Annotated in this window: 18 protein-coding genes; 7 read left to right on the top strand and 11 right to left on the bottom strand. The window is 66.4% G+C overall.

Annotation, left to right across the window (positions count from 1 at the left end; genetic code table 11):
• Positions 1-251 precede the first annotated feature (251 nt).
• The gene (locus CH256_RS24075) at positions 252-815 is read left to right on the top strand and encodes a transglycosylase family protein (RefSeq protein WP_094670866.1); all 564 of its coding nucleotides are present in this window, start codon (positions 252-254) and stop codon (positions 813-815) included.
• 147 nt (positions 816-962) lie between these two features.
• On the opposite strand, the gene CH256_RS24070 is transcribed toward CH256_RS24075, so the two are convergent.
• Positions 963-3923, bottom strand: coding sequence for a UPF0182 family protein (locus CH256_RS24070; RefSeq protein WP_176460494.1), 2961 nt, complete (start codon positions 3921-3923; stop codon positions 963-965).
• A gap of 276 nt (positions 3924-4199) precedes the next feature.
• Here CH256_RS24070 and CH256_RS24065 point away from each other — a divergent pair, with 276 nt between their 5' ends.
• Positions 4200-4778 carry a PPA1309 family protein gene (locus CH256_RS24065; RefSeq protein WP_176460511.1) on the top strand — a complete coding sequence of 193 codons (579 nt, stop codon included), beginning with the start codon at positions 4200-4202 and terminating at the stop codon, positions 4776-4778.
• A 13-nt stretch (positions 4779-4791) separates the two neighbouring features.
• Here the strand turns inward: CH256_RS24065 and CH256_RS24060 are convergent, their stop codons facing one another.
• A complete protein-coding gene (locus CH256_RS24060) occupies positions 4792-5817 on the bottom strand; it encodes a YlbL family protein (RefSeq protein WP_094642292.1) in 1026 nt (341 codons plus the stop codon).
• 146 nt (positions 5818-5963) lie between these two features.
• On the opposite strand from CH256_RS24060, the gene CH256_RS24055 reads away from it, so the two are divergent.
• From CH256_RS24055 to CH256_RS24045, 3 genes are all read left to right on the top strand, one after another.
• Positions 5964-7361: a zinc-dependent metalloprotease gene (locus tag CH256_RS24055; protein WP_094670864.1), complete on the top strand. Its 1398-nt coding sequence runs from the start codon at positions 5964-5966 to the stop codon at positions 7359-7361.
• Positions 7362-7483: 122 nt separating this feature from the next.
• Positions 7484-8377 carry a hypothetical protein gene (locus CH256_RS24050; protein ID WP_094670862.1) on the top strand — a complete coding sequence of 298 codons (894 nt, stop codon included), beginning with the start codon at positions 7484-7486 and terminating at the stop codon, positions 8375-8377.
• A 91-nt stretch (positions 8378-8468) separates the two neighbouring features.
• Positions 8469-9779, top strand: a complete 1311-nt coding sequence (locus CH256_RS24045; protein ID WP_068045967.1) for an ABC1 kinase family protein — start codon at positions 8469-8471, stop codon at positions 9777-9779.
• Positions 9780-9813: 34 nt separating this feature from the next.
• Here the strand turns inward: CH256_RS24045 and CH256_RS24040 are convergent, their stop codons facing one another.
• The 3 genes from CH256_RS24040 to CH256_RS24030 all read right to left on the bottom strand — a co-directional run bounded on the left by CH256_RS24040 (position 9814) and on the right by CH256_RS24030 (position 12852).
• Entirely contained in the window at positions 9814-10134 is a 321-nt protein-coding gene (locus CH256_RS24040) for a WhiB family transcriptional regulator (protein WP_068045970.1), read from the bottom strand.
• Between the two features lie 153 nt (positions 10135-10287).
• The gene (locus CH256_RS27835) at positions 10288-10593 is read right to left on the bottom strand and encodes a hypothetical protein (protein WP_068045974.1); all 306 of its coding nucleotides are present in this window, start codon (positions 10591-10593) and stop codon (positions 10288-10290) included.
• A gap of 144 nt (positions 10594-10737) precedes the next feature.
• Complete coding sequence (locus CH256_RS24030; RefSeq protein WP_373454866.1) at positions 10738-12852, bottom strand: ATP-dependent DNA helicase UvrD2; 2115 nt, start codon at positions 12850-12852, stop codon at positions 10738-10740.
• A 116-nt stretch (positions 12853-12968) separates the two neighbouring features.
• Between CH256_RS24030 and CH256_RS24025 the strand changes: the two genes are divergently transcribed.
• A complete protein-coding gene (locus CH256_RS24025; RefSeq protein ID WP_032398313.1) occupies positions 12969-13238 on the top strand; it encodes a mycoredoxin in 270 nt (89 codons plus the stop codon).
• 7 nt (positions 13239-13245) lie between these two features.
• Here CH256_RS24025 and nudC read toward each other — a convergent pair whose 3' ends face one another.
• Entirely contained in the window at positions 13246-14148 is a 903-nt protein-coding gene (gene nudC, locus CH256_RS24020) for an NAD(+) diphosphatase (RefSeq protein WP_094670886.1), read from the bottom strand.
• A 24-nt stretch (positions 14149-14172) separates the two neighbouring features.
• Positions 14173-15240: a potassium channel family protein gene (locus tag CH256_RS24015; RefSeq protein WP_094670884.1), complete on the bottom strand. Its 1068-nt coding sequence runs from the start codon at positions 15238-15240 to the stop codon at positions 14173-14175.
• A 105-nt stretch (positions 15241-15345) separates the two neighbouring features.
• On the opposite strand from CH256_RS24015, the gene CH256_RS24010 reads away from it, so the two are divergent.
• Positions 15346-15732 carry a DoxX family protein gene (locus CH256_RS24010; RefSeq protein ID WP_094670882.1) on the top strand — a complete coding sequence of 129 codons (387 nt, stop codon included), beginning with the start codon at positions 15346-15348 and terminating at the stop codon, positions 15730-15732.
• On the opposite strand, the gene CH256_RS24005 is transcribed toward CH256_RS24010, so the two are convergent.
• From CH256_RS24005 to CH256_RS23990, 4 genes are all read right to left on the bottom strand, one after another.
• Entirely contained in the window at positions 15695-19111 is a 3417-nt protein-coding gene (locus CH256_RS24005; RefSeq protein ID WP_094670860.1) for an ATP-dependent helicase, read from the bottom strand. The genes CH256_RS24010 and CH256_RS24005 overlap by 38 nt on opposite strands.
• The gene (locus tag CH256_RS24000) at positions 19108-22425 is read right to left on the bottom strand and encodes an ATP-dependent helicase (RefSeq protein WP_094670858.1); all 3318 of its coding nucleotides are present in this window, start codon (positions 22423-22425) and stop codon (positions 19108-19110) included. The genes CH256_RS24005 and CH256_RS24000 overlap by 4 nt, the downstream gene beginning before the upstream one ends.
• 63 nt (positions 22426-22488) lie before the next feature.
• On the bottom strand, positions 22489-23133 hold the full coding sequence (locus CH256_RS23995; protein ID WP_094670856.1) for a response regulator: 645 nt from the start codon (positions 23131-23133) through the stop codon (positions 22489-22491).
• Positions 23130-24251 carry a sensor histidine kinase gene (locus tag CH256_RS23990; RefSeq protein WP_179272208.1) on the bottom strand — a complete coding sequence of 374 codons (1122 nt, stop codon included), beginning with the start codon at positions 24249-24251 and terminating at the stop codon, positions 23130-23132. Before CH256_RS23990 ends, CH256_RS23995 begins: the two co-directional genes overlap by 4 nt.
• Between the last annotated feature and the right edge of the window lie 40 nt (positions 24252-24291).

Raw genomic sequence — 24291 nt, 5'->3', positions numbered from 1 at the left:
GTGGACATCGACTATCCCATTCCGGCTCAGTGACGGTGAACGGATCCTCGACTACCTTCACGGACGGCCCTAAACCGCTGGGCCTGCACCACCCCGCCGCTCCTTTCGCTCTGCCCCGCGGGTGTGGTCCCCAAGACGTACGGGGGCAGAGCCGCGACGATACGAAGCGCCTGGTCACCCATCGCCATCCACACCGGCGAGGTGATTGCAGGCCAGTCGCGCCAGTCGAGCGCGGAGAGGATTCACCCCGAATGACCACACTGAACAATGTTGGCAAGCGCGCACTCGGATTGGCCGTCATCGCAGGTGCCGCTGTAGCAATTCCCCTCGGCGTCTCCGCCGGAACCGCCAGCGCAGCCCCGAACAACTGGGACGCGGTCGCACAGTGCGAGAGCGGTGGCAACTGGAGCATCAACACCGGAAACGGCTACTACGGTGGCCTGCAGTTCTCGCAGAGCACCTGGACGGCCAACGGCGGATCCGGATCACCGGCCAACGCATCAAAGGCCGAGCAGATCCGCGTTGCGGAGAACACCCTTCAGACCCAGGGACCGGGCGCATGGCCCGTGTGCGGTCAGCAGCTGAGCAAGGGTGCCTCCGCTCCCGCGCCCGAGGTAGCTCCCGCACCGACACCGCAGCCGGCTCCCGCACCGGCACCGGCACCGGCCGTGGCTCCCGAGGCCGCAGCGGCCACGCAGGCTGCACAGGGCGCGTTCGACGCGGCGTCCAAGCTGGCCGACCAGTACGGCTTGAGCACGCAGTTCCAGCACTTCGTTGCTGCCAACGCCCCGGTGCTCGCGCCCATCGGACGCTGATCACCCGGCAGTTCGTCGAACTGCCACTCACCTAGGCGTTGTACCGCTGTACCGCGTGAACGAGCCAGGTGACGAACGACGAAAGAGCCGCCTCACCATTCGGTGAGGCGGCTCTTTCGCTCGGTCAGCGGGCCGTGGCCCTACCGATCAGTTACCTGCCTGGTTGTAGGTATCGACGGCGGTCTGCAGATCCTCCAACGCAGTACCGAGCTCCGCGAGATTTCCGCTCTGCTGCGCAGTGCGCACAGCCGCGAGTGCCGAATTCAATTCGGACACGGCCGCATCCCTGGTCGTCGAACCGCCGGTGGCCGGCGCCGGAGTTGCCGCAGGCGTGCCACCGTCGGACGGTGCGGTCTCCGGCACGGCACCGGGCTGCGCGGTTCCGTCGGTCTCACCGGGTGCGGTGACAGTGCGTCCGGCACCCGCTCCGAAGACCTGCTCGATCGCTTCGGGCAGCGTCGCTGCGTATCCGACGCGACCCTCGTAGGAAACCAACACTCGAATCAACTGCGGATACGCCGACGCCTCGTTGGTACGAGAGGCGTACACCGGTTCCACGTAGATCAATCCGCCGTCGCCGACCGGGAGGGTCAGCAGGTTTCCGAACTCCACGGTGTTCTCTCGGCGCACGATACCGAGACTCTCGGACACGTCGGTCGTGGTCGTCATCTGGTTCTGTACCTGATTCGGACCCTGCGTGGATGTATCCGTCGGCAATCTCAACACGGTGATCTTGCCGTAGTTCTCCGGATCGGAATCCGCACTGACGTACGCGCCCAACACCTCTCGGCGGTAACCGACCAACGCACTGGTCAGCTGGAACGACGCCTGATTCTCCTGGTTCGAGATATCGGATGCGACGACGTAGTACGGCGGCTGCTTGGCCGCGGTGTTCTCTGCGGTCGGGTCGGTGGGAACCTCCCAGAACGCGTTGTTGGTGAAGAACTCTCGCGGATCGTTGACGTGGTACTTGGTCAGCAGTTCACGCTGGACCTTGAACAGGTCTTCCGGGTAGCGGAAGTGATCGCGCAGTTCGTCGGACACCTGGTCCTTCGGGATGACGGTTCCCGGGAACACGCCTTCCCATGCCTTGAGAACCGGATCGTTCTCGTCCTGCTCGTAGAGCTTGACGGTGCCGTCGTAGGCATCGACGGTGGCCTTCACCGAGTTTCGGATGTAAGACACCTCTCGGCTCGGCAGCGCACGTGTCGTCGTCGACTCGATGCTGTCGGCAGTGGCGTCCTCGAGCGACATGCGCTGGGCGTACGGGAAGTTGTCCAACGTGGTGTACCCGTCGATGATCCAGACGAGCTTGCCCTCGACGATCGCCGGGTAGGTCGATCCATCCGTGGTCAACCACGGTGCGACCTTCTGTACGCGGTCGCGGGGGTCACGGTTGAACAGGATCTTCGACTCGTCCCCGATCACGCTCGAGAACAAGATGTTGCGCTCGGCGTACTTGCTGGCGAACACGAGTCGATTGAAGAAGTTACCGACGTCGACGCCTGCGGCACCGGTGTAGGTGTAACTCTTGCTGTCGGTGTCGTACTCGCGGGGCTCGCCGGTGGAACCGACGATCGAGTAGTCGGCATCGGAGTTGGCGATGACCGGGCCGAAGTAGATGCGCGGCTGATCCAGGTCGCCGGGTCCGTCCTTGCGGATGGTGCCCTCGGAATCGTTCTCGATCCAGTTGACCTGGTAGTTCGGGTAACCACCGCGTCCGCCGCTGGACTCGTCTGCGACGGCCTCGTCGACGGAGTTGGCCGGCGCTGCGACGAAGCCGTTTCCGTGTGTGAACACGGTGTGGCGGTTGATCCAGTCCCGCTGGTTCGCGTCGAGCGTCTGCGGTGAGATCTCGCGGGCTGCAACAACGTAGTCGCGCAGGTTGCCGTCCGCATCCGGGTACCGGTCGACGGCCAGCGTGTCGGGGAACCCGTAGAAGTTACGGATCTGACGCTGCTGGGTGAAGGTGGGCGCGAGGATGTTGGGGTCGAGCAAACGAATGTTGGACATCGTGGCCGACTCGGACGCCACCTCGCCGGGGCTCAATGCCGCTTCACCGGAATAGTCCCGATAGGTGACCACGTCGTCGTTCAAGCCGTACGCGTCCCTGGTTGCCGCGATGTTCCGCTCGATGTACGTGCTCTCCTTGTCCGCCGCGTTCGGGCGCACCGAGAACTGTTCCATCACCAACGGCCAGACGGCACCGATGAGGATCGACGACAGCACCAACAAAGCCGTGGCCAACGCCGGGATACGGAGATCACGCAGGAATATCGCTGCAAAGAAGGCGATCGCACAGATGACGGCGATTGCCAGCAGGATCAGTTTGGCCGGCAACACCGCGTTGATGTCGGTGAAGCTGGCACCGGTGAACGTCGGCTCCTTGCGACTGCTCGACAGCAGCGTGTACCGATCGAACCAGTACGCGATGGCCTTCAGCAGGACGAAAGTACCGGCCAGAACCGCGAGTTGAATCCGCGCTGCGCGAGTGAGTGCACCCTCGCGCCCGGCGAGACGAATTCCACCGAACACGTACTGCGTCACCAGGTTCGCGAAGAAGGCAACCAGGACGGCGACGAACAGCCAGTTGAGGATGAACCGGTAGAACGGGAGGTCGAACGAGTAGAAACCGACATCCAGATTGAACTGCGGGTCGGTTATGCCGAAGTCGCCGCCGTGGATGAACAATTGCACGGTCGCCCAATTGGTCTGGGCGATCATGCCGGACAGGAACCCGAACACCACAGGAATTCCGATGCCGAACAGGCGCAGTCGGCTCATCACCGTGGTGCGGTATCGCGCGATCGGATCGTTGGGCCCGGCGACGGGCACGAACACCGGACGGTTGCGGTACGCCACCGCCAGAGCTGCGAACACGATGAGTCCCACAACCAGGGCGACGACGAAGAAGATCACCAACCGCGTCAGCAGAGTGGTGGTGTACACGCCGCGGAAGTCGACTTCGCCGAACCACAACCAGTTCGTGTACACGTCGATCAGACGGGGACCGATGAGTAGCAAACCTGCTGCTACCAAGGCCAATACGAGCAAGATCCGGCTGCGCCGCGACAAGGACGGCATACCGGTGGGGGGCCTCATGCCCACGAGCCACACTCCAACTTCGGGCGACGCCGACCGGCGCCGCAGATGACTTCGGCGGCGCACTCGCCGTGCGCCGCATGTCCGTTTCGCCCTACTGTACGTACGTTGATCCTACGGCTGCGACGCCCGTACCGCGGCCACAGCGGACCGCAGGTCAGGAGCCTCGCATCCGAGGAACCATCCGAATGCGAGGATAGTGCGGTGAGCAACGACAGCGACGGACTGCCCGGCCGAGACGATTTCGGTGTCGAGTTCGACCCCGAGACGGGTGGACAGGATGTGGCCGACGCCTTGGCGCGGTGCGCGCGGGAGGTGGCGGACTTCGTCGATGCCGGCGGATGGCACCAGGCACCCCAGATGTTCGCCTTGGTGCCCACAGCCGCACTCGCCGCAGCCGAGCCGGGACTGCTCGACGATTTGGCCGACGGCGCTGCCCTGACTCCGATCCAACAACATTCGCTACCCGAGGACATCACCGGCGGCTCCCCCGCCCTGGACGAGTTCCTGGCCACCTCCACGTGGCCCGAGGGTGTCGTCGGATGCGCCTTGGTCCAAGAGATCGTAGTTCTTCCCCCGGCAGCCGAATCGACCCTCGACGATGCCTTGATCCCGCTGCTCGCCGATCCCGATGCGGCCGACCAGGCCGCTCGCTCGGCTGCCGAGAACCACCCCGAGAAACGAGATGCGCGATTGATCGTCGCGGTCCTCAAGGACGGTCCGTCCCTGACTCTTCTGCAGTTGCACCCGGACGAGGACGCCGATCCATTCGCACCCATCGACCTTCGCATCGCGGAGGACCTGGCCCCCAACGTCGTGCACGGTCTCTACGCCACGTTCGACGCCGTCGACGACGACTAGCGACAGGGCTGGGTCAGCTGCAGGACGGCACGTCGCCGCCGGAGCCAATCGCCTGCAGCGAGTCGATTGCACCGTCCAACGATTCGACACGCACCAGCCTGAGGCCGTCGGGGACGTTCTGTTGCGCCTCACCGCAGTTCGCATCCGGTACCAGGAACGTGGTGGCTCCGGCTTCACGGGCGGCGATCAGTTTGTACGGAATGCCGCCGATGGGGCCGACCGTGCCTTCGGCGTCGATGGTCCCCGTCCCCGCGACGAACTCTCCGTTGCTCAGCTCACCGGGACTGAGCTTGTCGACCACGGCCAGGCTGAACATCAGTCCGGCCGACGGTCCACCGACGTCGGCAAGGTTGAACGTCACGTCGAACGGCACGTCCGGCTGCTCCTCGGGCGTGACGCCGAGGTATCCCAACGCGTCGTCGTCGGGCCGGGCTTCGAGCACCACCGAATCCGTCCGCGTCGTGCCGTCCCGGACGTACTCGATATCGATGGAACTACCCGGGGCCCTGGAGCTGACCGCCTCGCGGACCGCGGACGCCGTGGAAACAGGGGCTCCGTCGACCGAGACGAGCGTGTCCCCCACGTTCAGCACGCCGGCAGCGGGCCCGTCATCGGCCACACTCGCCACCGCGAGCGTCACCGGCAGATCCAGATGATGCAGCGCGGCGAGTTCGGCGCTGGACTCCGACTCCTCGAAGTCCGCCTGATTGCCCTCCTGCACTTCTTCCTTCGACATGTCCGGCGGGTAGACCTCCTCGCGCGGAACGAGTCCCTGCCTGCCGCTGGCCCAGAAGCCGAGTGCCTCGAACAGATTGAGCTGATCGCGCACGGCCACGGTCGTCATGTTCAAGTGGCCCGCGGTGGGGTCGACCTCGGTTCCGTCGATCTGCACCACGGGTACCCCGTCGACGTCACCGAGAGTGTTGTACGTCGGGCCGGGGCCGAGAGCGGCGAACGGAACGGTGACGACCGAGCCCGTGACGCCCAGCACCACCACAGGTACCAGCGCAGCGACAAGAGTGGCGATCCTTCGGTTCACTCCGTAGACACTAGATCCGAATACGGTCGACGGTGCAGACCGCCCCTACCGAGTACGTCCGCGCCGACTTCTCACGGCTCGGACTGTTCGCCGTCAGCGTGACGATCCACCACTCTCTACGTTCGTCGGGCTTGTACCGTTGAGTCATGAGCAATTTTGGTTTCGGTGCCTCCGACGAAGACCCGGACAAGAAGAAGGATCCGGACGGCTCGGGCAACCCTGCCGGTTTCGGCTTCGGCGGCGAGGGATTCGACCCCGCACAGCTGGGCCAGATGCTCACCCAGTTCGGCCAGATGCTCAGCGGCATGGGAGCTGCGGGCGGAACCGGGTCGGGGCCGGTGAACTACGACCTCGCCAAACAGCTCGCACGTCAGCAGATGGGCGATTTCAGCCCGGTGTCGGCAGGCGAACGTGAGGCCATCACCGACGCCGCACACCTGGCCGAACTGTGGCTGGACGGGGCGACGACATTGCCGGCCGGTGCTACGAAGACCGTTGCATGGACACCGGTCGATTGGCTCGACAACACGATCGACACATGGAAGCGCTTGTGCGACCCGGTCGCCGAGCAGATCTCGGGCATGTGGACCTCCGGCCTGCCCGCCGAAGCGCAGCAGATGGCAGGTCCGATGATGGGCATGCTGACGCAGATGGGCGGGATGGCGTTCGGCTCGCAGCTCGGCCAAGCACTCGGCCAGCTGTCCAAGGAGGTGCTGACCTCCACCGACATCGGCCTGCCCCTCGGACCGTCGGGAACAGCGGCGTTGCTGCCGTCTGCCATCTCGTCGTTCAGTGAGGGACTCGAGCAGCCCGACCGTGAGGTGTTGGTGTTCCTCGCCGCACGCGAAGCCGCCCACCAGCGGCTGTACAGCCACGTTCCGTGGTTGCGGCAACGGGTTCTGGCCACCGTCGAGGAGTACGCGCGGGGGATCAGGATGGACTTCTCGGCCATCGAGGAGGCCGCCGCAGGACTCGACCCGTCCGCGTTGACCGACCCGTCGAAGATCGAGGCGATCCTGCAGCAGGGTGCTTTCGAGCCACAGACGACGCCGGAGCAGAAGCACGCTCTCGAGCGTCTCGAGACACTGCTCGCCCTGGTCGAAGGATGGGTCGAGACAGTGGTTGCAGCAGCTCTGGGCGACCGCCTGCCCGGTGCCGTCGCACTCGGCGAAACGATCCGACGCCGCCGGGCGTCGGGAGGCCCCGCCGAACAGACCTTCGCGACGCTGGTCGGCCTGGAACTGCGACCCCGCAAGGTTCGCGAGGCCGCCGAGCTGTGGCGTCAGCTCCTCGCCGCAGCCGACGTCGAGGGACGCGACGGTGTGTGGGCACACCCCGATCTTCTGCCGGATTCCTCGGACCTGGACAACCCCGCGGCGTTCATCGACCGCGTGGTCGGCGGTGGAACGTCGAGCTTCGACGACCCGATCGCGCAGCTCGAGGCGATGGAGGCCAAGGAGCGCGCCGAAGCGGCCGAACGCGCCGCGGAAGGCGACGACGAGGGCACCGACGGAGACCCCGAGAAGGGTTCATCCACACCCTGACCCGTCGGGTTCGCGCCACTTCGATCGAGACCGTCGAACGCCTGCTCGGAGGCACTTCCACCCTGTGGATAACGTGCCCTGAGCGGGCGTTCTTCGTTGTCGGCGCTGTCAGAGTGTGTCTCATGATCACACCGACCGTTCGACTCGATCCTGCAGTGGCAATTCTGCCGCGTCGAGACGGCACCGTTCAGTTGGGTTGGAATCCCGAGACCAGCGTCGTCGTCACGCCACCTCCCGGTGCCGAACCGGGCTCGATACTCGAAATACTCCGGCTGCTGGCCGCGGGTCATTCCAGACCTCATATCGTCTGTCACGCAATGACATTGGGACTGTCGGCCAATCGGACCTCGGCGATGCTCGGCGAATTGGAGGACTCCGGGTTGCTGATGCACGGCACGAGAGAACCCGTGGTGCCCGACGCCTCGCCGCATGCGTCGCAGGCCGGATCGGGGACGGTGAAGACCGTCCACCTCGTGGGGCGGGGTCCGATCTCGGACGCGTTGGCCTCCGGTCTGAGTCGAACCGGTGTCACGGTGAGTCGAACGAGTCTGACTCCGACGCGCTATCCGCATTCGGTGGTGAGATCGTGGAACTACGACGTCGTGATGCTCGCCGACGATCTGGTTGCCGAACCTCGACTGGTGACCGACCTGGTGCGGCTGCGCATCCCACATCTGCAGGTGCGACTGCGAGACGGAAAGGGCATCGTCGGTCCTTTCGTGTTGCCCGGTCGGACGAGTTGCCTGCGGTGCGCAGATCTGACGCGATGCGACTTCGAGCCCGAGTGGCCGCATCTGTCCGCTCAACTGCTCGGCACGGTCGGCCAGGCCAGCAGCGCGACGGTGTTGGCCACGGCAGCGTTCGCGTTCGCTCAGTTGGAGAACCTCATCGGCCGTTCCGACGCCGCGCTTCCCGAGACCGCCGACTGCACCATGGAACTGGACTTCGCAGCAACCGGAACCACCGTGCACAAACGCCTGTGGTCCAAGCATCCTCACTGCGATTGCTGGCACTGACCACACGCGCTTATAGCGAGCTCACCACGACCGATGGGGTCGGCGCGGGGCGGTCCGAGCAATTGTCGGAAGGTTCAGCCATGATGGAGCTGTGTCTGACATACCGCGCCGTGGATCGACTCGTACTGCAAAACTGGCCAGCATTCCCCTCGGGATGGCCGGTCGTGCCGCCATGGGGTTCGGCAAGAAGCTCGCCGGCGGCAATCGTGACGAAATCGATGCGGACATGGCCGCGAAGGCAGCCGAACAGCTCTTCTCCGTTCTCGGGGAACTCAAGGGCGGTGCCATGAAGCTCGGGCAGATGCTCTCGGTGATGGAAGCGGCCGTTCCGGAGGAGTATTCGGAGCCGTACCGCGAGGCGTTGACCAAACTGCAGGCGCAGGGCCCGCCCATGCCCGCGAAGACCGTGCATCGGGTGTTGGACCAGCAACTCGGAACTGCGTGGCGGTCACGTTTCCTCGATTTCGACGACACTGCGATCGCGTCGGCGAGCATCGGACAGGTGCACCGCGCAACCTGGGCCGACGGACGCGATGTCGCGGTCAAGATCCAGTACCCCGGCGCGGACGACGCACTGCGCTCCGACCTCAAGACGCTGTCGCGGTTCGCGAACCTGTTCAGCACGGTGCTCGCGGGCACGGACGTCAAGCCGGTGCTCGAAGAATTGACGGCCCGTACCGAGGACGAGCTGGATTACCGTATCGAGGCCGCGAACCAACGTGCCTTCAGCAAGGAATTCGCAGGCGACTCGCAGTTCGCGATTCCCAAGATCGTCGCCAGTGCTCCCAAAGTCGTTGTCAGCGAATGGATGACCGGCAGGCCGTTGGCCGATGTGATCGCGAACGGGACGGCCGAGGAACGTAACCGGGCGGGCGAACTGCTCGCGTTGTTCGCATTCGTGTCCCCGGCGCGCGCGAAGTTGCTGCACGCCGACCCTCATCCGGGCAACTTCATGATGCTCGACGACGGACGCATGGGTGTCATCGACTTCGGTGCGTGCGCTCCGATGCCCGACGGTCTCCCGCCCGTCCTGGGTCGTATGGTCTCGCTCGCCCGCGACGAGAAGTTCGACGAGCTCGTGGTGTTGTTCACGGAGAGCGGCTTCGTGGTGCCGGGCCGAACGGTGACAGAGAAGGAGATCGAAGACTATCTGCGTCCCTTCACCGATCCGATTCACACCGAATCGTTCCACTTCACCCGGGCCTGGCTGCAGAAGGCCGCGGGCACCGCTGCAGATTTCAACAGTGCGCAGTTCCGCACCGTTCGGGCACTGAACATGCCTGCGGAATACGTGATGATCTTTCGCGTGCTGGGCGGGCTGGTCGGAATCTGTGCCCAACTCGACGCCTACGCGCCGTACATGGCGATCCTCACCGAGTGGATGCCCGGCTTCACCGACTGATTCGTTCGGCGAAACCGGGCACCGGTCTCGGGCGTCATGCTGCGTTCTTGCGTGGCCGTCCCCGGGGACGCTTGCGGGCGATGACGACACCCTGCTCGAGGATCTCGCCGCCCCAGACGCCCCACGGCTCGGCGCGGTCGAGGGCCGCGCTCAGGCAGGTACGCCGGATGGGGCATTGGGCGCACAGCGCCTTGGCCTGCTCGAGTTCGGCAGGGGTGTCGGCGAACCACATGTCGGGGTTCGCCGCTCGGCAGGGCACCGACAAGGCCAGTTCGACCGATTCGGTCGAATACTGTGCAGCGTAGGCACTTTCGGACTCTGGTCGGCATGTCGTCCGGATCGTGGCGGTTGACACGTCGGTCTCCTCTACTTTTCGTGCGGCGTCGTTATCGGTTCGAGGGGTGATGCGAACCAGTCGGCCTCACGCTCGGATAGAGGAACTACCTGAACGAGAAAGGCCACGGTCCGCGAGTGCGGGTCCGTGGCCTGGTGGGGCTTGTCGAAGCGTCTACCGACAGTGAAGTCGGTGTCTGCTGTCGAGCACGGACGCACGTGGTGCGCGATGACGTCGAGCTGCCTGAGCAACTGCTTTCGCTCCTGGTGCCAGGGCGACCTGGGCGGAATTCGACACCGAGTCCGCATATGCGGACTCCTGGATGGGGCCGAAAGCAGAGGAACGAATCCACGTCTGCGCAACAGAGCCTGCGGCGGCGGCATGAGTGCCGAGGGGGGCAACTCCGAACGGTGCCGTGCCGAGGACAGGGCTGAACGCGACGGTTGCGTGGGCAACGGCGGCGTGCAATGTGTTGATCATTTTCTTCAGCTCCTGTTCTGGTCTCGTCGGCGGATTGGACAGTGCGCGATCTCCCGCGGCACGTGAAACAGACTAAGCCCCCTGCCGATATCTGCACAAGTTATTTTCTACCTGCGGTTTTGCGGAAATTTTCGGACCTCCGCGTCACGTGTCCGAGGCTCGCACCACGGTGAGAACTTCTTCGCCGAACCGCTCCAACTTCTTGGCGCCGATTCCCGGAATCGCGACCAACCCACGCTCGTCCTGCGGTTGCTGCTCCGCGATGGCCGTCAGCGTGTTGTCGCTGAACACCACGTACGCGGGCACCTTCAGTTCGCGGGACTTGTCCAATCGCCACGACTTCAGCGCGTCGAGCAGGGCGATGTCGACGTTCGACGGACAACTGTCGCACCGACCCAGCATGGTCGCGGACGTACCGATCAACGGCTTCCCGCACAACCGACACTTGGGCCCGGACTTCTTGGCAGCAGGCGCGGCGATACGCGAGGCGGGGGAGTCCTCGGGGATCAGACCGTTGAGAAACCTCGACCGCCGCCGCGATTTGCGTCCACCCTCGTTGCGGGCGAGCGCCCAGGACAGATGCAGGTGGACACGGGCGCGGGTGACACCGACGTAGAGCAGCCTGCGTTCCTCCTCGACGGCCGCCTCGTTGTTGGCACTGGGATCGTTTCCGATCGCGTGCGAGATCGGCAGAGTGCCGTCGGCGAGACCGACGATGAACACCGCATCCCACTCGAGCCCCTTCGCCGCATGCAGCGACGCAAGGGTCACGCCCTGGACGGTCGGTGGGTGCCGCGCCTCGGCGCGCGCGGCGAGCTCCCCCAACAACTTCTCGAGAGTCAGTTCCGGATCGTGCACCAGAAGTTCTTCGGTGAGCTGCACCAGACCGCCGAGAGATGCCCACTTCTCGCGGGCCTGTGCACCGGTCGGCTCGGTTGCCGTCAGGCCGAGCGGGGCCAACACCGCTCGCACCAGAGCCGGCAGTCCCTCGCCGGCCTGCGCGCCGTCGGGCAGATCGTCACGACCGCCTGCCTGCCGCAACGCGTTGACTCCCTGCCGCACCTCGGGCCTGGTGAAGAACCCCTCGCCGCCGCGCACCTGGTAAGGGATCTTCAGCTCGGTCAACGCCTGCTCGTGTGCCTCCGACTGCGCGTTGATGCGGTACAGAATCGCGATCTCGGCCGGCTCGACGCCCTTCGAGATCAATCGCTTGACCGCACGCGCCACACCGTCGGCTTCCGCAGGCTCGTCGTCGTACTCGAAGAACTCCGGCTCGGGTCCCGGCTGACGCTGACCGATCAACTGCAGTCGGGTGCCGGCGATGCGACCGCGAGCGGCACCGATCACGCGATTGGCCAGTGACACCACCTCGGGCGTGGAACGGTAGTCGCGCTCGAGCCGAACCACGGTGGCCTCGGGGTACTTCCGTGAGAAGTCGAGGAGATACCGCGGAGATGCCCCGGTGAAGGAATAGATGGTCTGGTTCGCGTCGCCGACGACGGTGAGATCGTCACGCTCGCCCACCCAGGCGTCGAGCACCCGTTGCTGCAACGGAGTGACGTCCTGGTACTCGTCGACGACGAAGCAGCGGTAGCGCTCACGGAACTCGTCGGCCACCGACGAATGTTCTTCCAGCGCAGCGGCCGTGTGCAGCAGGAGGTCGTCGAAGTCGAGCAACATGCCGTCACCGCCGCGCGACTTGAGCTCCTCGTAACCTGCGTACACGGCGGCGACCTTGGTCGCGTCCATCGGAACGTCACGGCGATTGCTCGCCGCGATGCGCGGATAGTCCTCGGGTGCGACCAACGATCCCTTGGCCCACTCGATCTCTCCCGCGAGATCTCGGATGGCGTCCGTCGACGTCGACACCCCGGCGCGGTTCGCCGCCTGCGAGACGACGGTGAACTTGCGGTCGAGCAGCTGCCAGCCGGTGTCGCCGACCACCTGAGGCCAGAAGTACTTGAGCTGGCGCATGGCCGCGGCGTGAAACGTACGAGCCTGCACCGGAGGACCGTCTCCCCCGACGCCGAGCTCGCGCAGACGGCCACGCATCTCGCCGGCCGCGCGCGCGGTGAACGTGACCGCCAGCACCTGCCCCGAGGACACATGCCCGGCAGAGACGAGGTGGGCGATGCGTCGGGTGATCGTACGTGTCTTTCCCGTGCCCGCACCCGCCAGAACGCAGACCGGGCCACGGGGAGCCAGTACCGCCGCGGATTGCTCCGGATCGAGTCCGGCGGTCATCGCGTCGTCAGCCATGAGGACCATTGTGTCAGTGCGTACCGACAGTTCCACCCGGGGCCGAACCGGGTGGCCGACGGCCGATGCAGGTGTCGGCCGGAACAATCGCGCCTGCGCTCCTGTTGACTGTTCACGTGACCACTACCGAGAACACCCCGCAGACCCCGGCCGCGCTGACCGTCTACTCCACCACGTGGTGCGGTTACTGCCGCAGGCTCAAGACCCAGCTCGACCAGGCCGGAATCGAGTACGCCGAGATCGACATCGAGCAGAACCCGGAGTCGGCCGACTTCGTCGGCAGCGTCAACAACGGCAACCATGTGGTGCCGACCGTGCTCTTCGCCGACGGCTCGACGGCCACGAACCCCACTCTGGCCGAGGTCAAGCGCGCGCTGTCGCTCTGATCGGACGTCAGGCCGTCGCCGCCCACGCCTCGAGCATTCCCCGTGCGATGGAGATCGAGCCTGGCAGAAGCAACCGGGAGGTCGAATCCGATCCCCAGTCGCCCAGCTCGAGCGCGGCGAGAACTTCTGCCCGATCGAACCAGTGGGCCTCGGCGATCTCGCCGTCCTGAAAGTGCAGCGGTTGCTCCGGGTCGGCGACGGCGGAGAACCCGATCATCACCGATCGCGGAAACGGCCACGGCTGGCTGCCCAGATACTCGATACCGGACACGTCCAGGCCCACTTCTTCTCTGATCTCCCGTGTGACACAGGTTTCCAGCGACTCACCGGCCTCGACGAAGCCCGCGAGCACCGAGAAACGACGCTCGGGCCACGCGGGTGCCCGCGCCAGCAACACTCGGTCGCCGCCGTCGTGAACGAGACAGATCACCGCCGGATCGGTACGCGGGAATTCCTCGTGACCGGTGGACGTGCTCGTTCGCGACCAGCCTGCGCTCGACGGAACGGACGGCGCGCCGTCGAGTGAGCTGAATTGCGCGCTCGCATGCCAATTGAGGATCGCCAGGGCTCCGGTCACCGTCGACAACGCGGCGCTGTCGAGTCGATCGCCGTCGGTGCGCAGGTCGCCGACCGTGCCCGCCACGACCTCCACCCGTCGGGCCCACAGATGCCGATCGCCGTGAATTCCGAGGAACACCGCATCGGCCGTCGGCTCGGTAGCGAGATCCGCGGCAGAGCCGAACACCAGGCCGTTCTCGTCAACCGGGAATCGGCCTCTGCCGTCCACGTTCAGGATGCGAGCAGTCGGCCAACCCGCTGCCAACGCTGCGGTGTCTCGGCGCAGTTCTTCTGCCCTGTTCAGTGGCGATCGGGACAGTCGAGGGGGGTGAGCGAGTTGGAATTTCGGCACGCGCACGACCCTACTTGGCCGTGACTAGTCGCCGACGCGACGGATGTAGAGCAGTCGGTCGGAGGCCTCGACCGCATCGACTTCCGGAGTACCGACTCGGAACAGTTTGCCGCCCCGCACCACCCCGAGAACGATGTCGGTCAGGTGCCGCGGAGACCCGCCCACCTCGTCACGCTCGACTTCGCGCTCCGCGATCGCGAAGCCTGCCTCCGGCGTCAACAGATCCTCGATCATCTCCACGACGGACGGAGTCGACGTGGCGATACCGAGCAGACGTCCCGCGGTCTCGGACGAGACGACAACCGAATCGGCACCGGACTGACGCAGCAGGTGCGTGTTCTCCGCTTCCCTGATGGCTGCGACGATCTTGGCTTTGGGAGCGATCTCTCGGGCGGTCAGAGTCACCAGCACTGCGGTGTCGTCTCGATTGGTCGCCACGATGATCGCCGACGCGTGCTGGGCACCGGTGAGTCTGAGCACGTCGGACTTGGTCGCCGAACCGTGGACCGTGACCAAGCCCATGGCCGATGCGGTGTCGAGCACCATCTGATCGGTGTCGACGACCACGATGTCGGACGCCGACACGCCGTCTCCGAGCATCGCGTCGACTGCGGTACGGCCCTTGGTGCCGAAACCGATGACCACGGTGTGATTGCGCACGCTGCGTCTCCATCGCTGAATTTTGAATGCCTGCCGGGACCGCTCGGTGAGAACCGACAGCGTGGTACCGACCAACAGAATGAGGAATAGGACCCGGAGGGGTGTGATGACCAGGATGTTGACCAGTCGAGCCGACGGGCTCATCGGTGCGATATCGCCGTATCCCGTCGTCGACAGCGACACGGTTGCGTAGTAGAAGGCGTCCAGGAAGGACAATTCGCCGTTCTGGTTGTCGCTGTACCCGTCGCGATCGAGATAGACGACGAACGCCGCCAAGAACAGGATGCCCAGCGCCATCAGAACTCGCTTGTAGATGGCGCGCCAAGGACTCGATTCCAGTTCGGGTACCCGGAGCACTCCCACGAGGGCGAAGTCGGGCTTGTCGGTCAGCGCGCCGCTGTCACCCAAGCGCGCTCGCAACCTACCTGCCACGTCGCCCGCCGAGGTACTCACCGATGTCGAGATCATTCACGGCACGCAGCGTAACCCCATGCCAGGCTTCCGTGCCGACGACGCTGGGTGTGGCACGGTATGGGCATGACACAGAGATCGAGTCAGGCAGCCGCACTGCGCCTCGCGGGACTGCTCGCCGGAGCCGGAGTTCTGCACTTCGCCACGCCGAAGTTCTTCGATGCCCAGGTACCGACGGCATTGCCCGGCTCGGCGCGGACCTACACGCAGGTCTCGGGTGTGGCCGAACTCGCCGTGGCCGCAACGCTGGCCGCACCACGGACTCGTCGACTGGGCGGTGCACTCGCGGCCGCGCTGTTCGTCGTGGTCTTCCCCGCCAACATCAACCTCGCGTGGAAGTACGTGCAGAGTCCGAAGACCTCACCTGCTCTCAAAGCAGCGATGATCGCCCGGCTGCCGCTGCAGATTCCGCTGGTCACCGAGGCTCTGAAGGCTCGTCGGAACGCACCGTAGGCTCTGGCTGCTCGGGCCCGGCCCGGCCTTCCAGAAGCTGGGCCAATTCCGTTGCGTCCGGCAGGTTCTCGGGCGAAATGGTGTGACCGCTGCGCACGTAGTGGAACGCTGCGCGCACTCGGTCGAGCGGTACCGGTTCGGCGCGCCCGATGGACATCAGCTCGGCCCACGCCAACCGGTAGGCCGCGAGCTGCATCGCTACCGCCCGCCGTTCCGACGCCGTCGGCTCTGCGCCCGTCTTCCAGTCGACAACGGTCCAGCCGCCGTCCGCGTCCGCGAACACGGCGTCGATGCGTCCTCGCAGTACCGTTCCCGCCACGGAGGTCTCGAACGGCACCTCCACTTCGACGGGGCTGCGGAGCGACCAGTCCGATTCGAGAAACGCCTGCTGGAGGGTTTCGAGGTCGACGTCGGCCGAGGCTCCGGTGTCGGCCGAGCCCGGCAGTTCGTCGAGATCGAGCAATCGGGTCGCGCCGAAACGGCGCTCGATCCAGGCGTGAAACGCGGTTCCTCTGCGCGCCAACGGGTTCGGCGGGAACGGCAGAGGCCTGCGCAGGCGTGAGGCCAACGCATCGGGGTCCGCCGCGAGGTCGACCAGCTGTGTCACCGACAGGTTGCCGGGAAGAGCCACGTCCACTCCCGCGACCGATCGTGCGGCCCGCTCGGCCAGCAGAGTGTCGACGTCCGCGGCCCAGTTCTCGGGGTCCTCCCGGGTTCGATCCTGGATACCGTCACGCTCTTCGCTCGGTGTGGCCGAGATATCTGCCAGCGCGCGCAGCACTTCCTGCGCACCGCTCTCGATCGCTCCGCGCCTGGAGCCGAGTGGATCGCGTGGCCAGGACGCGGTGTGCGGTACGGCCCCGAGCGGGTTCGACGCCCCATCCTCCGGGGCGGGTGCCCACTGCTCGATCACCGCGGTGTCGGCGAATTGCTCGATGTGCGTGTGCAACTCGGCGAGAAACTCCGACGGCCCACGCGGCTTCGTGGCGGTCTCGTCCCAGTGATGCGCGGATACCAGCAGCACCCGTTCGGTTCGGGTGAGTGCCACGTAGAACAGTCGGCGATCCTCGGCGAGTCGACGCCTCGCCAGCGCATCCTTGTGACTCTTGACGGCGTCCTCGAGGTCCTTGCGATTGTGGAGTCGGTCGAGTTCGAGGACCGGAACGCCTTCCGAGCCCTCGCCGTCGAGTGCACGGTCACCGCGTAACGACGGCGGCAACTCGGCCATCGCCCCGAGCCAGGTCGAGGATGCGTTCGCGGACGGGAACACGCCCTTCGCCACGTGCGGGACAGCCACCACTTCCCATTCGAGGCCTTTCGCGGAATGGACGGTGAGCACCTGCACACGATGAGGGGCGACGTCGACCTCACCGGGGGCGAGGCCGTCCTCGACCGTCTCCGCAGCGGCCAGGAACGACAGGAATCCGGTGACCGTGGCAGTCGGGTTGTCGGCGTAATCGGCTACCACATGGGCGAATTCGTCGAGATGTTCACGACCGACCGCGCCGTCGGTGCTGATCGGTGTGCGGGCCTGAGCTTCGACGCCGATCCCCATGATCCGTTCTATGTCGCCGACCAATTCCGTCAGCGGCTGACCGATTCGGTCGCGCAGCAGGTGCAGTTCACCTGCCAGGGCGACGATCCGGCGATGCCCCACCTCCGAGTACCGCTCGGCCGGACCGGGATCGGCAATCGCGTCGGCCAGACCGGCCTGCTCCGACTGCTCGCCGGGTAGGGCGCTACCGAGGGCAGCATCGAGTGCCTCCGGGTCGTCGACGCGACCTGCGGTGCCGTAGGCGCCGCGGATCTCGAGTTCTCGGGCGCGCTGCGAGAGTGCCCGCAGATCCGTCGGTCCGATCTGCCACCGAGAGCCGGTGAGGATGCGCATCGCCGAGCTACCGGCAGTGGGGTCGGCTACCAAACGCAGCATCGCAATGATGTCGGCCACCTCGGGAACGTGCAGCAATCCACCGAGCCCCACGACCTCCACCGGCAACCCGCGGCTGCGCAGTACCTCCGCGATCGGCTCGGCGTCGGCGTTGCGGCGCACCAGAACCGCGGCGGTGGGCGGCGTGCGATCCTGTTCGAGGGCAGCGCGGTACTCCCCCGCGATCCGGTCGGCGATCCACTCCCGTTCGCCCACAACGGTATCGGTGACGGCCAGTCGGACATCACCGGGAACCGCACCCGGGCGGGCCCGCAGGGTCGGCACCGGCACCCCGACGCGGCGCAGTGGGTCGGTGATCAGGTTGGCCAGCGTCAATGCCTCGGGCGGATTTCGCCAGCTGGTGAGCAGCTCGAGCCGGGGTGCCGGGCTGCCGTCGGCCTTGGGGAAATCGGTGGCGAACCGAGGCAGGTTTGCTGCCGATGCGCCGCGCCACCCGTAGATCGACTGCATCGGGTCACCGACGGCGGTCAGGGCCAACTGCGGATCGCTGCCGGAACCGAACAGCGACGACAGCAGGACGCGTTGGGCATGCCCGGTGTCCTGGTACTCGTCGAGCAACACGAGCCGGAATCTCTGCCGTTCGGCGATTCCCACCTCGGCATGCTCGGCGGCGACCCGAGCCGCCATCGACATCTGCGAGCCGAAATCCAGTGCGCCCTCGCGCCGCAGCGTCTGCGCCAGCCGTTCCACCAACGGCAGCAACCCGATTCGTTGATGTTGCGCGTCGAGGATGTTCAGCAACTCCTTTGTGGGGCCACCACGTTGTCGCGGTCCCGGCCCGAGAGTGTGCACCAGCTTCTCCAACTCGACGTGTGCATGGCGCAGATCCTCGGGATCGACCAGATGCTCGGCCAGCTGACCGGAGAGTGCGAGTACGGCCTCGGTCACCGACGTGGGATTGCGGTCGGTGTCCAGGTCGCCGTCCCAGGTGCTGACGACACGGTGGGCCAGCTGCCACAGTTCGGTTTCCGAGAGCAGAGTCGCGGACGGTTCGATCGGCAGCAGCAAGCCGTGCTCGGTGAGCAGTCGGCCCGCGTAGGAGTGGTAGGTGCTCACTTCCGGCTCGGCACCGAGGATTCGCTCGCGCAGTGCCAGGCTGGGGTCGAGTGCGCGCACCAGATCGGATCCGGCCAGCCGAGCCAGCCGAGCTCTGATTCGAGAGGTCAACTGCTGTGCTGCTTTTCGAGTGAAGGTCAGCCCCAGAACCTGGTCGGGGTCGACGAAACCGTTGGCCACCATCCACACCACGCGGGCCGCCATGGTCTCGGTCTTGCCCGCACCTGCCCCCGCGACGACGAGCGTCGGGCCGGGCGGCGCTGCGATCACCGCGGCTTGTTCGTCGGTCGGTGGATGCTTCTGCCCGAGCGCCCGGGCGAGCTCGACCGGCGACACCCGTACCGAACCGGTCCGTGTCTTCGTCGATGTCGTCACTGCTCGGTCACCTGCCTTCCCGTCTCGTGTGCAGGGCAACTGGACTTGACCGGGCAGTGCCTGCAGCCGTCGTTGATCCGCGCCTCGAACGTGGGTCCCTGCGTCGCCGATGCGGCCTGATGCACGGTGTCTCGCCACTCCTCGAGTTTCTCCGGCGTCGGCACTTGCTGGACACGCTGCGTTGCCCCGTCCTTGTTGTGGGGCTTGGCCACGAACACCAGCCGCGCTCCGCCGGGCTCGCCCGCAGGCTCGCCCTCGATGGCACCGGCTGCCGCGGCGACCTGGTAGGTGGCCAGCTGATGATGACCCTGGGCATCCTCCTTGGACATCACGGTCTTGGCCGTCTTGACGTCGATGATCACCGGCCGACCGTCCGGATCGTGCTCGAGTCGGTCGATGCGGCCGCGCAACGCCACCGCCGGCTCGTCCTCCGACCGAGCGTCGAGTATGCCGTCGACGCGCAATTCGACTCCGGCTTCGGTGAGCTCGCCTCGACTGCCCTGCAACCAGGTCTCGAAGGTCTCGAGCATCGCCCCGGTTCGGTCGAGCTCGTGCCGTGAGAACCACTGCGATCCGAGGTCCACTGCATCCCAAGCTGTTTCGAGCGCACGCCGGAGTTGCTCCGGCGGTATTCGGCCCGCCACCGCCTGGACGAGAGTGTGTACGAGCGTGCCGGTGACCGCATGGGTGTTGGTGCCGTCGTTGCCGCCGTGACGTTCGAGCATCCACCGCAGCGGACAGGTGGTGAGTTGTTCCACCGTCGACGGCGACAGCGGCACCGGACCGTCGCCGAGCTGCCACAGCGGCGCGTCGGTGCTCGGCCCTGCCACTCCGAACCACTCGTCGGGATGCGCGGCTCGGACACCGGCGTCGGCGAGAGTGGCCAGATGCCGGGCCGCTCGGGCACGCTTGTCCGGATCCTGTTCGGCGACAATCGGATCGCACACCACACTTCGGAGTTCGGCCACCAGCATGGGCAGCGCCAACACTCGGTGCGCGGTCTCCGGCACGGGGGTCCCGGGTGCGAGATCCGACTCGCCTCCGCCGTCGACGCCGCGTAGTTCGTCCACGAATCGCGATCGGACCAGATCCGCATCTCCGGTACTGGAATCGACGGCTGTCACGAGCAAGGTCGATCGAGCGCGACTGCACGCCACCAGAAACAGCGTGCGCTCCTCGGCGAGCAACGGTGCCGACTTCGACAGTCGCCCGTCGAGCGCCGCTGCTGCATCGACCTTCCCGGATACGAGGTCGACCAGGGTGTCGGTGCCCAGCAGGCTGCCACGTGACCGCAGCCCCGGCCACAGGCCTTCCTGCACCCCGGCGACCGCGACGAGCTCCCATTCCCGACCCGCGGCAGAATGCGCGCTCAGCAGCGTCACCGCGTCGGCCCGAACCGTGGCGCGGTGTGAGTTCAGAGTAGGAATCTCCTGCTGCGCAATGTAATCGAGGAATCCACCGATCTGAGCCCGCGGCAACCTGTCGACGTATGCTGCCGCCGCGTCGAACAGCGCCACCACCGCATCCAGGTCGCGGTCGGCCTGGGCACCGGCCGAGCCACCCCAGGCGGACGCGGTGGACCAACGCCGCTCGAGCCCCGATGCCTGCCACGCCGCCCACAGCACGTCCTCGACACCGCGGCCGGTGCGGGCGAGCGCCCGTGCCTTCCGAATGACACCGAGGGCTCGACGCAACGGGGCGGACTCCACATCCGAGAGTCCGCCGATCCACCCGGCGCTCCCCCGAGCGTCGTCGGTGAGTACGACTCTGAGCAGCTCGGCCGAGTCGCGCTCGCCGCCCGATGCGAGTTCGAGCCTGCGCACGCCCCGGCGCAATCGCCGCAGACCCACCGGATCGGCCCCGCCGATCGGCCCGGAGAGCAGCGCGAGTGCATCTTCACCGTCGAAGCTCGGGTCGGAGATCGCACGCAGCACCAGCAGGAGACCCACGGCCCCGTGCTGGCGATGCAGCGGTAGCTCCGAGGTCGGGGTGATCATCGGCACCCCTGCGCCGTGCAGCGCCCGACGCAACGGTGCGAGGGTGCGCGGCACGGACCGCACCACGATCGCCATCTCGGACCACGGCATGCCGTCGATCAGGTGGGCACGACGCATGGCGTCGGCGATGATCGCCGCCTCCTTGGCAGGCGAGGACACGACGTGCACTCGCGCTGCAGGTTCACCGAAGCGCGCGGTGCCCACCGGTTCGGGACAGCGGTGCCGACCGAGCCCGGGCAACCGTCCGGCGATGATGTCGGTCAGCTCTGCGACCTCGGGCACGGACCGGTGATTGCGAGTGAGCATCACGCGACGCGGCGAATCCACCTCGACCAGGTCGGCCACGAAAGAGGGGTCGGCACCGCGAAAGGTGAACACGGCTTGATCGGGATCCCCGGCGACGACGGTGGATTCGGTGTCGGTTCCGATCAGCCGAACCAGCTGTGCCGCTTGCGGATCGAGGTGCTGCGCGTCGTCGACGACGAGGTGCCGGATACGGGCGCGTTCGCTGCGCAGCAATTCCGGATCGGTGGCGAACGCCATGAGCGCGGCACCGATCAGCTCGGCGGCGTCCAGACCCGGTGCCGTGGCTCCGGCCGCTTCCACTCCGACGGCACCGCGCAACAACATGGCCTGCTCGTATCCGGCAGCGAACCTCCCGACGGCAACCCACTCGGGTCTGCCGTGTTTGCGACCCAGTTTGACGAGGTCTTCCGGTCCGATCCCGCGTTCGGCGGACCTGAGCATCATGTCTCGCACCGCAGTGACGAATCCCGCGGTGCCCAGTGCCGGACGCAGCCGCTCCGGCCAGTCTCGAGCTCCGTCCCCGAGATCGCCGCGCAGCATCTCGCGCACCACGGCGTCCTGCTCGGCACCGGTCAGCAATCGCGGCGGCGGATTGCCGTACAGCGAGGCCTGCAGCCGCAGCACCGCGAAGGCGTAGGAGTGCACCGTGCGCACCAACGGTTCACGGGTCGCCCGCAGTGCGTGGTCGCCGCTGAAGAGACCCGAGGTGATGACCTCGCGGACCGCGGTTGCCGCCCGCTTGGACTGGGTGAGCACCAGCACCGACTCCGGATCACCGGTGACGATGCGCGAGACGGCGTAATCGGCCACGAGCGAGGTCTTACCCGTGCCGGGACCACCCAGGATCTGCCACGGATTCCATCGCGGTGCACCTGTCGCGGCCTCTGCTGCCGAGTCGGGTGTCGAGGACAGCAGCCGCGCTGCCGAGCCGGTCCACTCACGTGCCGGGCGAGCCACCTTGGGCGCACGGACGAGTGTGACCGTCGCGCCGTGTCTGCCGTCCGAGCTCATGACACAGATGCAATCACGAGCCACCGACACATCGGCTGCCGCCCGGACCGATCGCCGGCCCGGTCAGTCGAGCAGGCCGTCCCGCAGCGCACGCAGAACTGCGCTCGTTCTGTCGTTCGCACCGAGTTTGAGAATGGCCGACGACATGTGGTTCTTGACGGTTCCCTCGGCCAGATGCAGTGCGTCGGCTATCGATCTGTTGGTGTATCCGCTTGCGACGAGCCGTAGGACGTCGATCTCGCGGGCGGTGAGTGTGTCGGCGACTCCGACGTCGCTCGGGCCGTGCTTCCCGGCCCGGAGAGCGTCCAGCAGTCTCTCGGTGATGGCGGGTTGCGCCAAGGTGCGCCCGGCCGCGAGTTCACGTACGGCACCGCCGAGCCGCTCGAAGGTCACGTCCTTGAGCAGGTAGCCCTTCGCGCCCGCACGCAGCGCCCCGAGCACCAACTCGTCGTCGTCGAACGTCGTCAGAACCAAGACCGGAACCCGAATTCCTCTGTCCTGCAAAGCCCGTAGCGTCCACAGTCCGTCGAACCGCGGCATGCGCAGGTCGAGCAACACCACATCGGGAGGATCGAGTTCGATCGACGCGACCGCAGCGGCACCGTCGTCCGCCTCATCGGTCACCTCGATGTCGGGGGCCAGGTCGAGCAGGCTGCGGATACCCTGCCGAACCAGAGTGTGGTCGTCGACGATCAAGACCCTGATCACGGTGCGGGCACCGTCGCATGGACCGCGAACCCTCGATCGACCGAAAACGTGACCGTGCCGCCCAGTCCTTCGATGCGCTCTCGGATTCCTTGCAGCCCGTGCCCCGGCTCGAAATCGGCCGTCGCCCGGCCGTCGTCGCGCACCGAGACCGACAGCGCACCGGTCGGATCCGCGCGTACCTCGATCCACATCTCGTCGGCATTCGCATGGCGAATGGTGTTGGTGATCATCTCCTGCACGCAGCGGACCACAGCCACCGCGCGAGCCTCGTCGACCCTGATCTCGGGGTCGACCGTCAGATGCACGACCGGTTGGGGTAGCCGGGCAACCAGACGATCGAGCGACTCCCCCAGCACCGGAGTCCTGGCGCGCACCTCGCCGACGGTCGACCGAACGTCGCCGAGCAGGTCGCGTGCGATGGATTGCGCCCGAAGGACGTGCTCGCGCGCAGGCTCGGGTACCCGGTGGGACGCCACCTCGAGTTCGAGACTCAGTGCGGTGAGCTGATGACCGAGCACGTCGTGCAACTCTCGCGCGATGCGCAATCGCTCGTCGGCACGGGAGGAATCGTCCAACAGCGCACTGGCGGTGCGTAGTTCGGCGTGCGCGACCGCCAGTTCCCGACGCAGCCGAGCCTGTCGCAGCTGTGCGGTCACCGACAACGCACTGGCCACCTGCAGCGCCCCGTAGATCGACGTGATCAGCGCGATCTCCGAGATCCGTCCACCCCGGATCGCAACCGACACCCCCACGCAGCAGGTGTAAACCGCAACGACGACCGCCACCGAGAGACCGGTCACCCGATACACGGCGAACGTCGAGGTGAAGACCAGCAGGATGGGCAACCAGCTTGCCGTCGGGGCGGTCAGCACCAGAATCGGTGCCAGCACCACCTGCACGCCGAAGCACGCGCGCACGAGACGATCCGGCAACCGGTCTTCCCACCACATGCCCGTGGTCTGGGCCACCAAGAAGGCCGCGAACAGCGAGGCCCAGACCCACAGCGGAACCGCGAGACCGTCGGCGATCGACCGATCGAAGACGACGAGAGCGCCCATCACGACCGCGAGCGCAGACACGAACGCACCGGCCAGAACGTCGGGTCCGAGGCGCCTCATTCTGTCGACTTTATCGCCCGTTTCGTCCGCACACCCCTGC

Origin of the sequence: Rhodococcus sp. 05-2254-6 (assembly GCF_002258565.1) — a bacterium.
Lineage (GTDB): Bacteria > Actinomycetota > Actinomycetes > Mycobacteriales > Mycobacteriaceae > Rhodococcoides.
Note: the sequence above shows the minus strand (reverse complement) of the source record. Positions and strands in the feature narration are given on the sequence as shown.

Excerpts from the sequence above, each read along its gene's own strand:
- CH256_RS24055 (WP_094670864.1), top strand. The coding sequence starts at position 5,964 with ATGAGCAATTTTGGTTTCGGTGCCTCCGACGAAGACCCGGACAAGAAG.
- CH256_RS24030 (WP_373454866.1), bottom strand. The coding sequence starts at position 12,852 with ATGGCTGACGACGCGATGACCGCCGGACTCGATCCGGAGCAATCCGCG.
- CH256_RS24010 (WP_094670882.1), top strand. The coding sequence starts at position 15,346 with ATGACACAGAGATCGAGTCAGGCAGCCGCACTGCGCCTCGCGGGACTG.
- CH256_RS24000 (WP_094670858.1), bottom strand. The coding sequence starts at position 22,425 with ATGAGCTCGGACGGCAGACACGGCGCGACGGTCACACTCGTCCGTGCG.
- CH256_RS24050 (WP_094670862.1), top strand. The coding sequence starts at position 7,484 with ATGATCACACCGACCGTTCGACTCGATCCTGCAGTGGCAATTCTGCCG.
- CH256_RS27835 (WP_068045974.1), bottom strand. The coding sequence starts at position 10,593 with ATGATCAACACATTGCACGCCGCCGTTGCCCACGCAACCGTCGCGTTC.
- CH256_RS24075 (WP_094670866.1), top strand. The coding sequence starts at position 252 with ATGACCACACTGAACAATGTTGGCAAGCGCGCACTCGGATTGGCCGTC.
- CH256_RS23990 (WP_179272208.1), bottom strand. The coding sequence starts at position 24,251 with ATGAGGCGCCTCGGACCCGACGTTCTGGCCGGTGCGTTCGTGTCTGCG.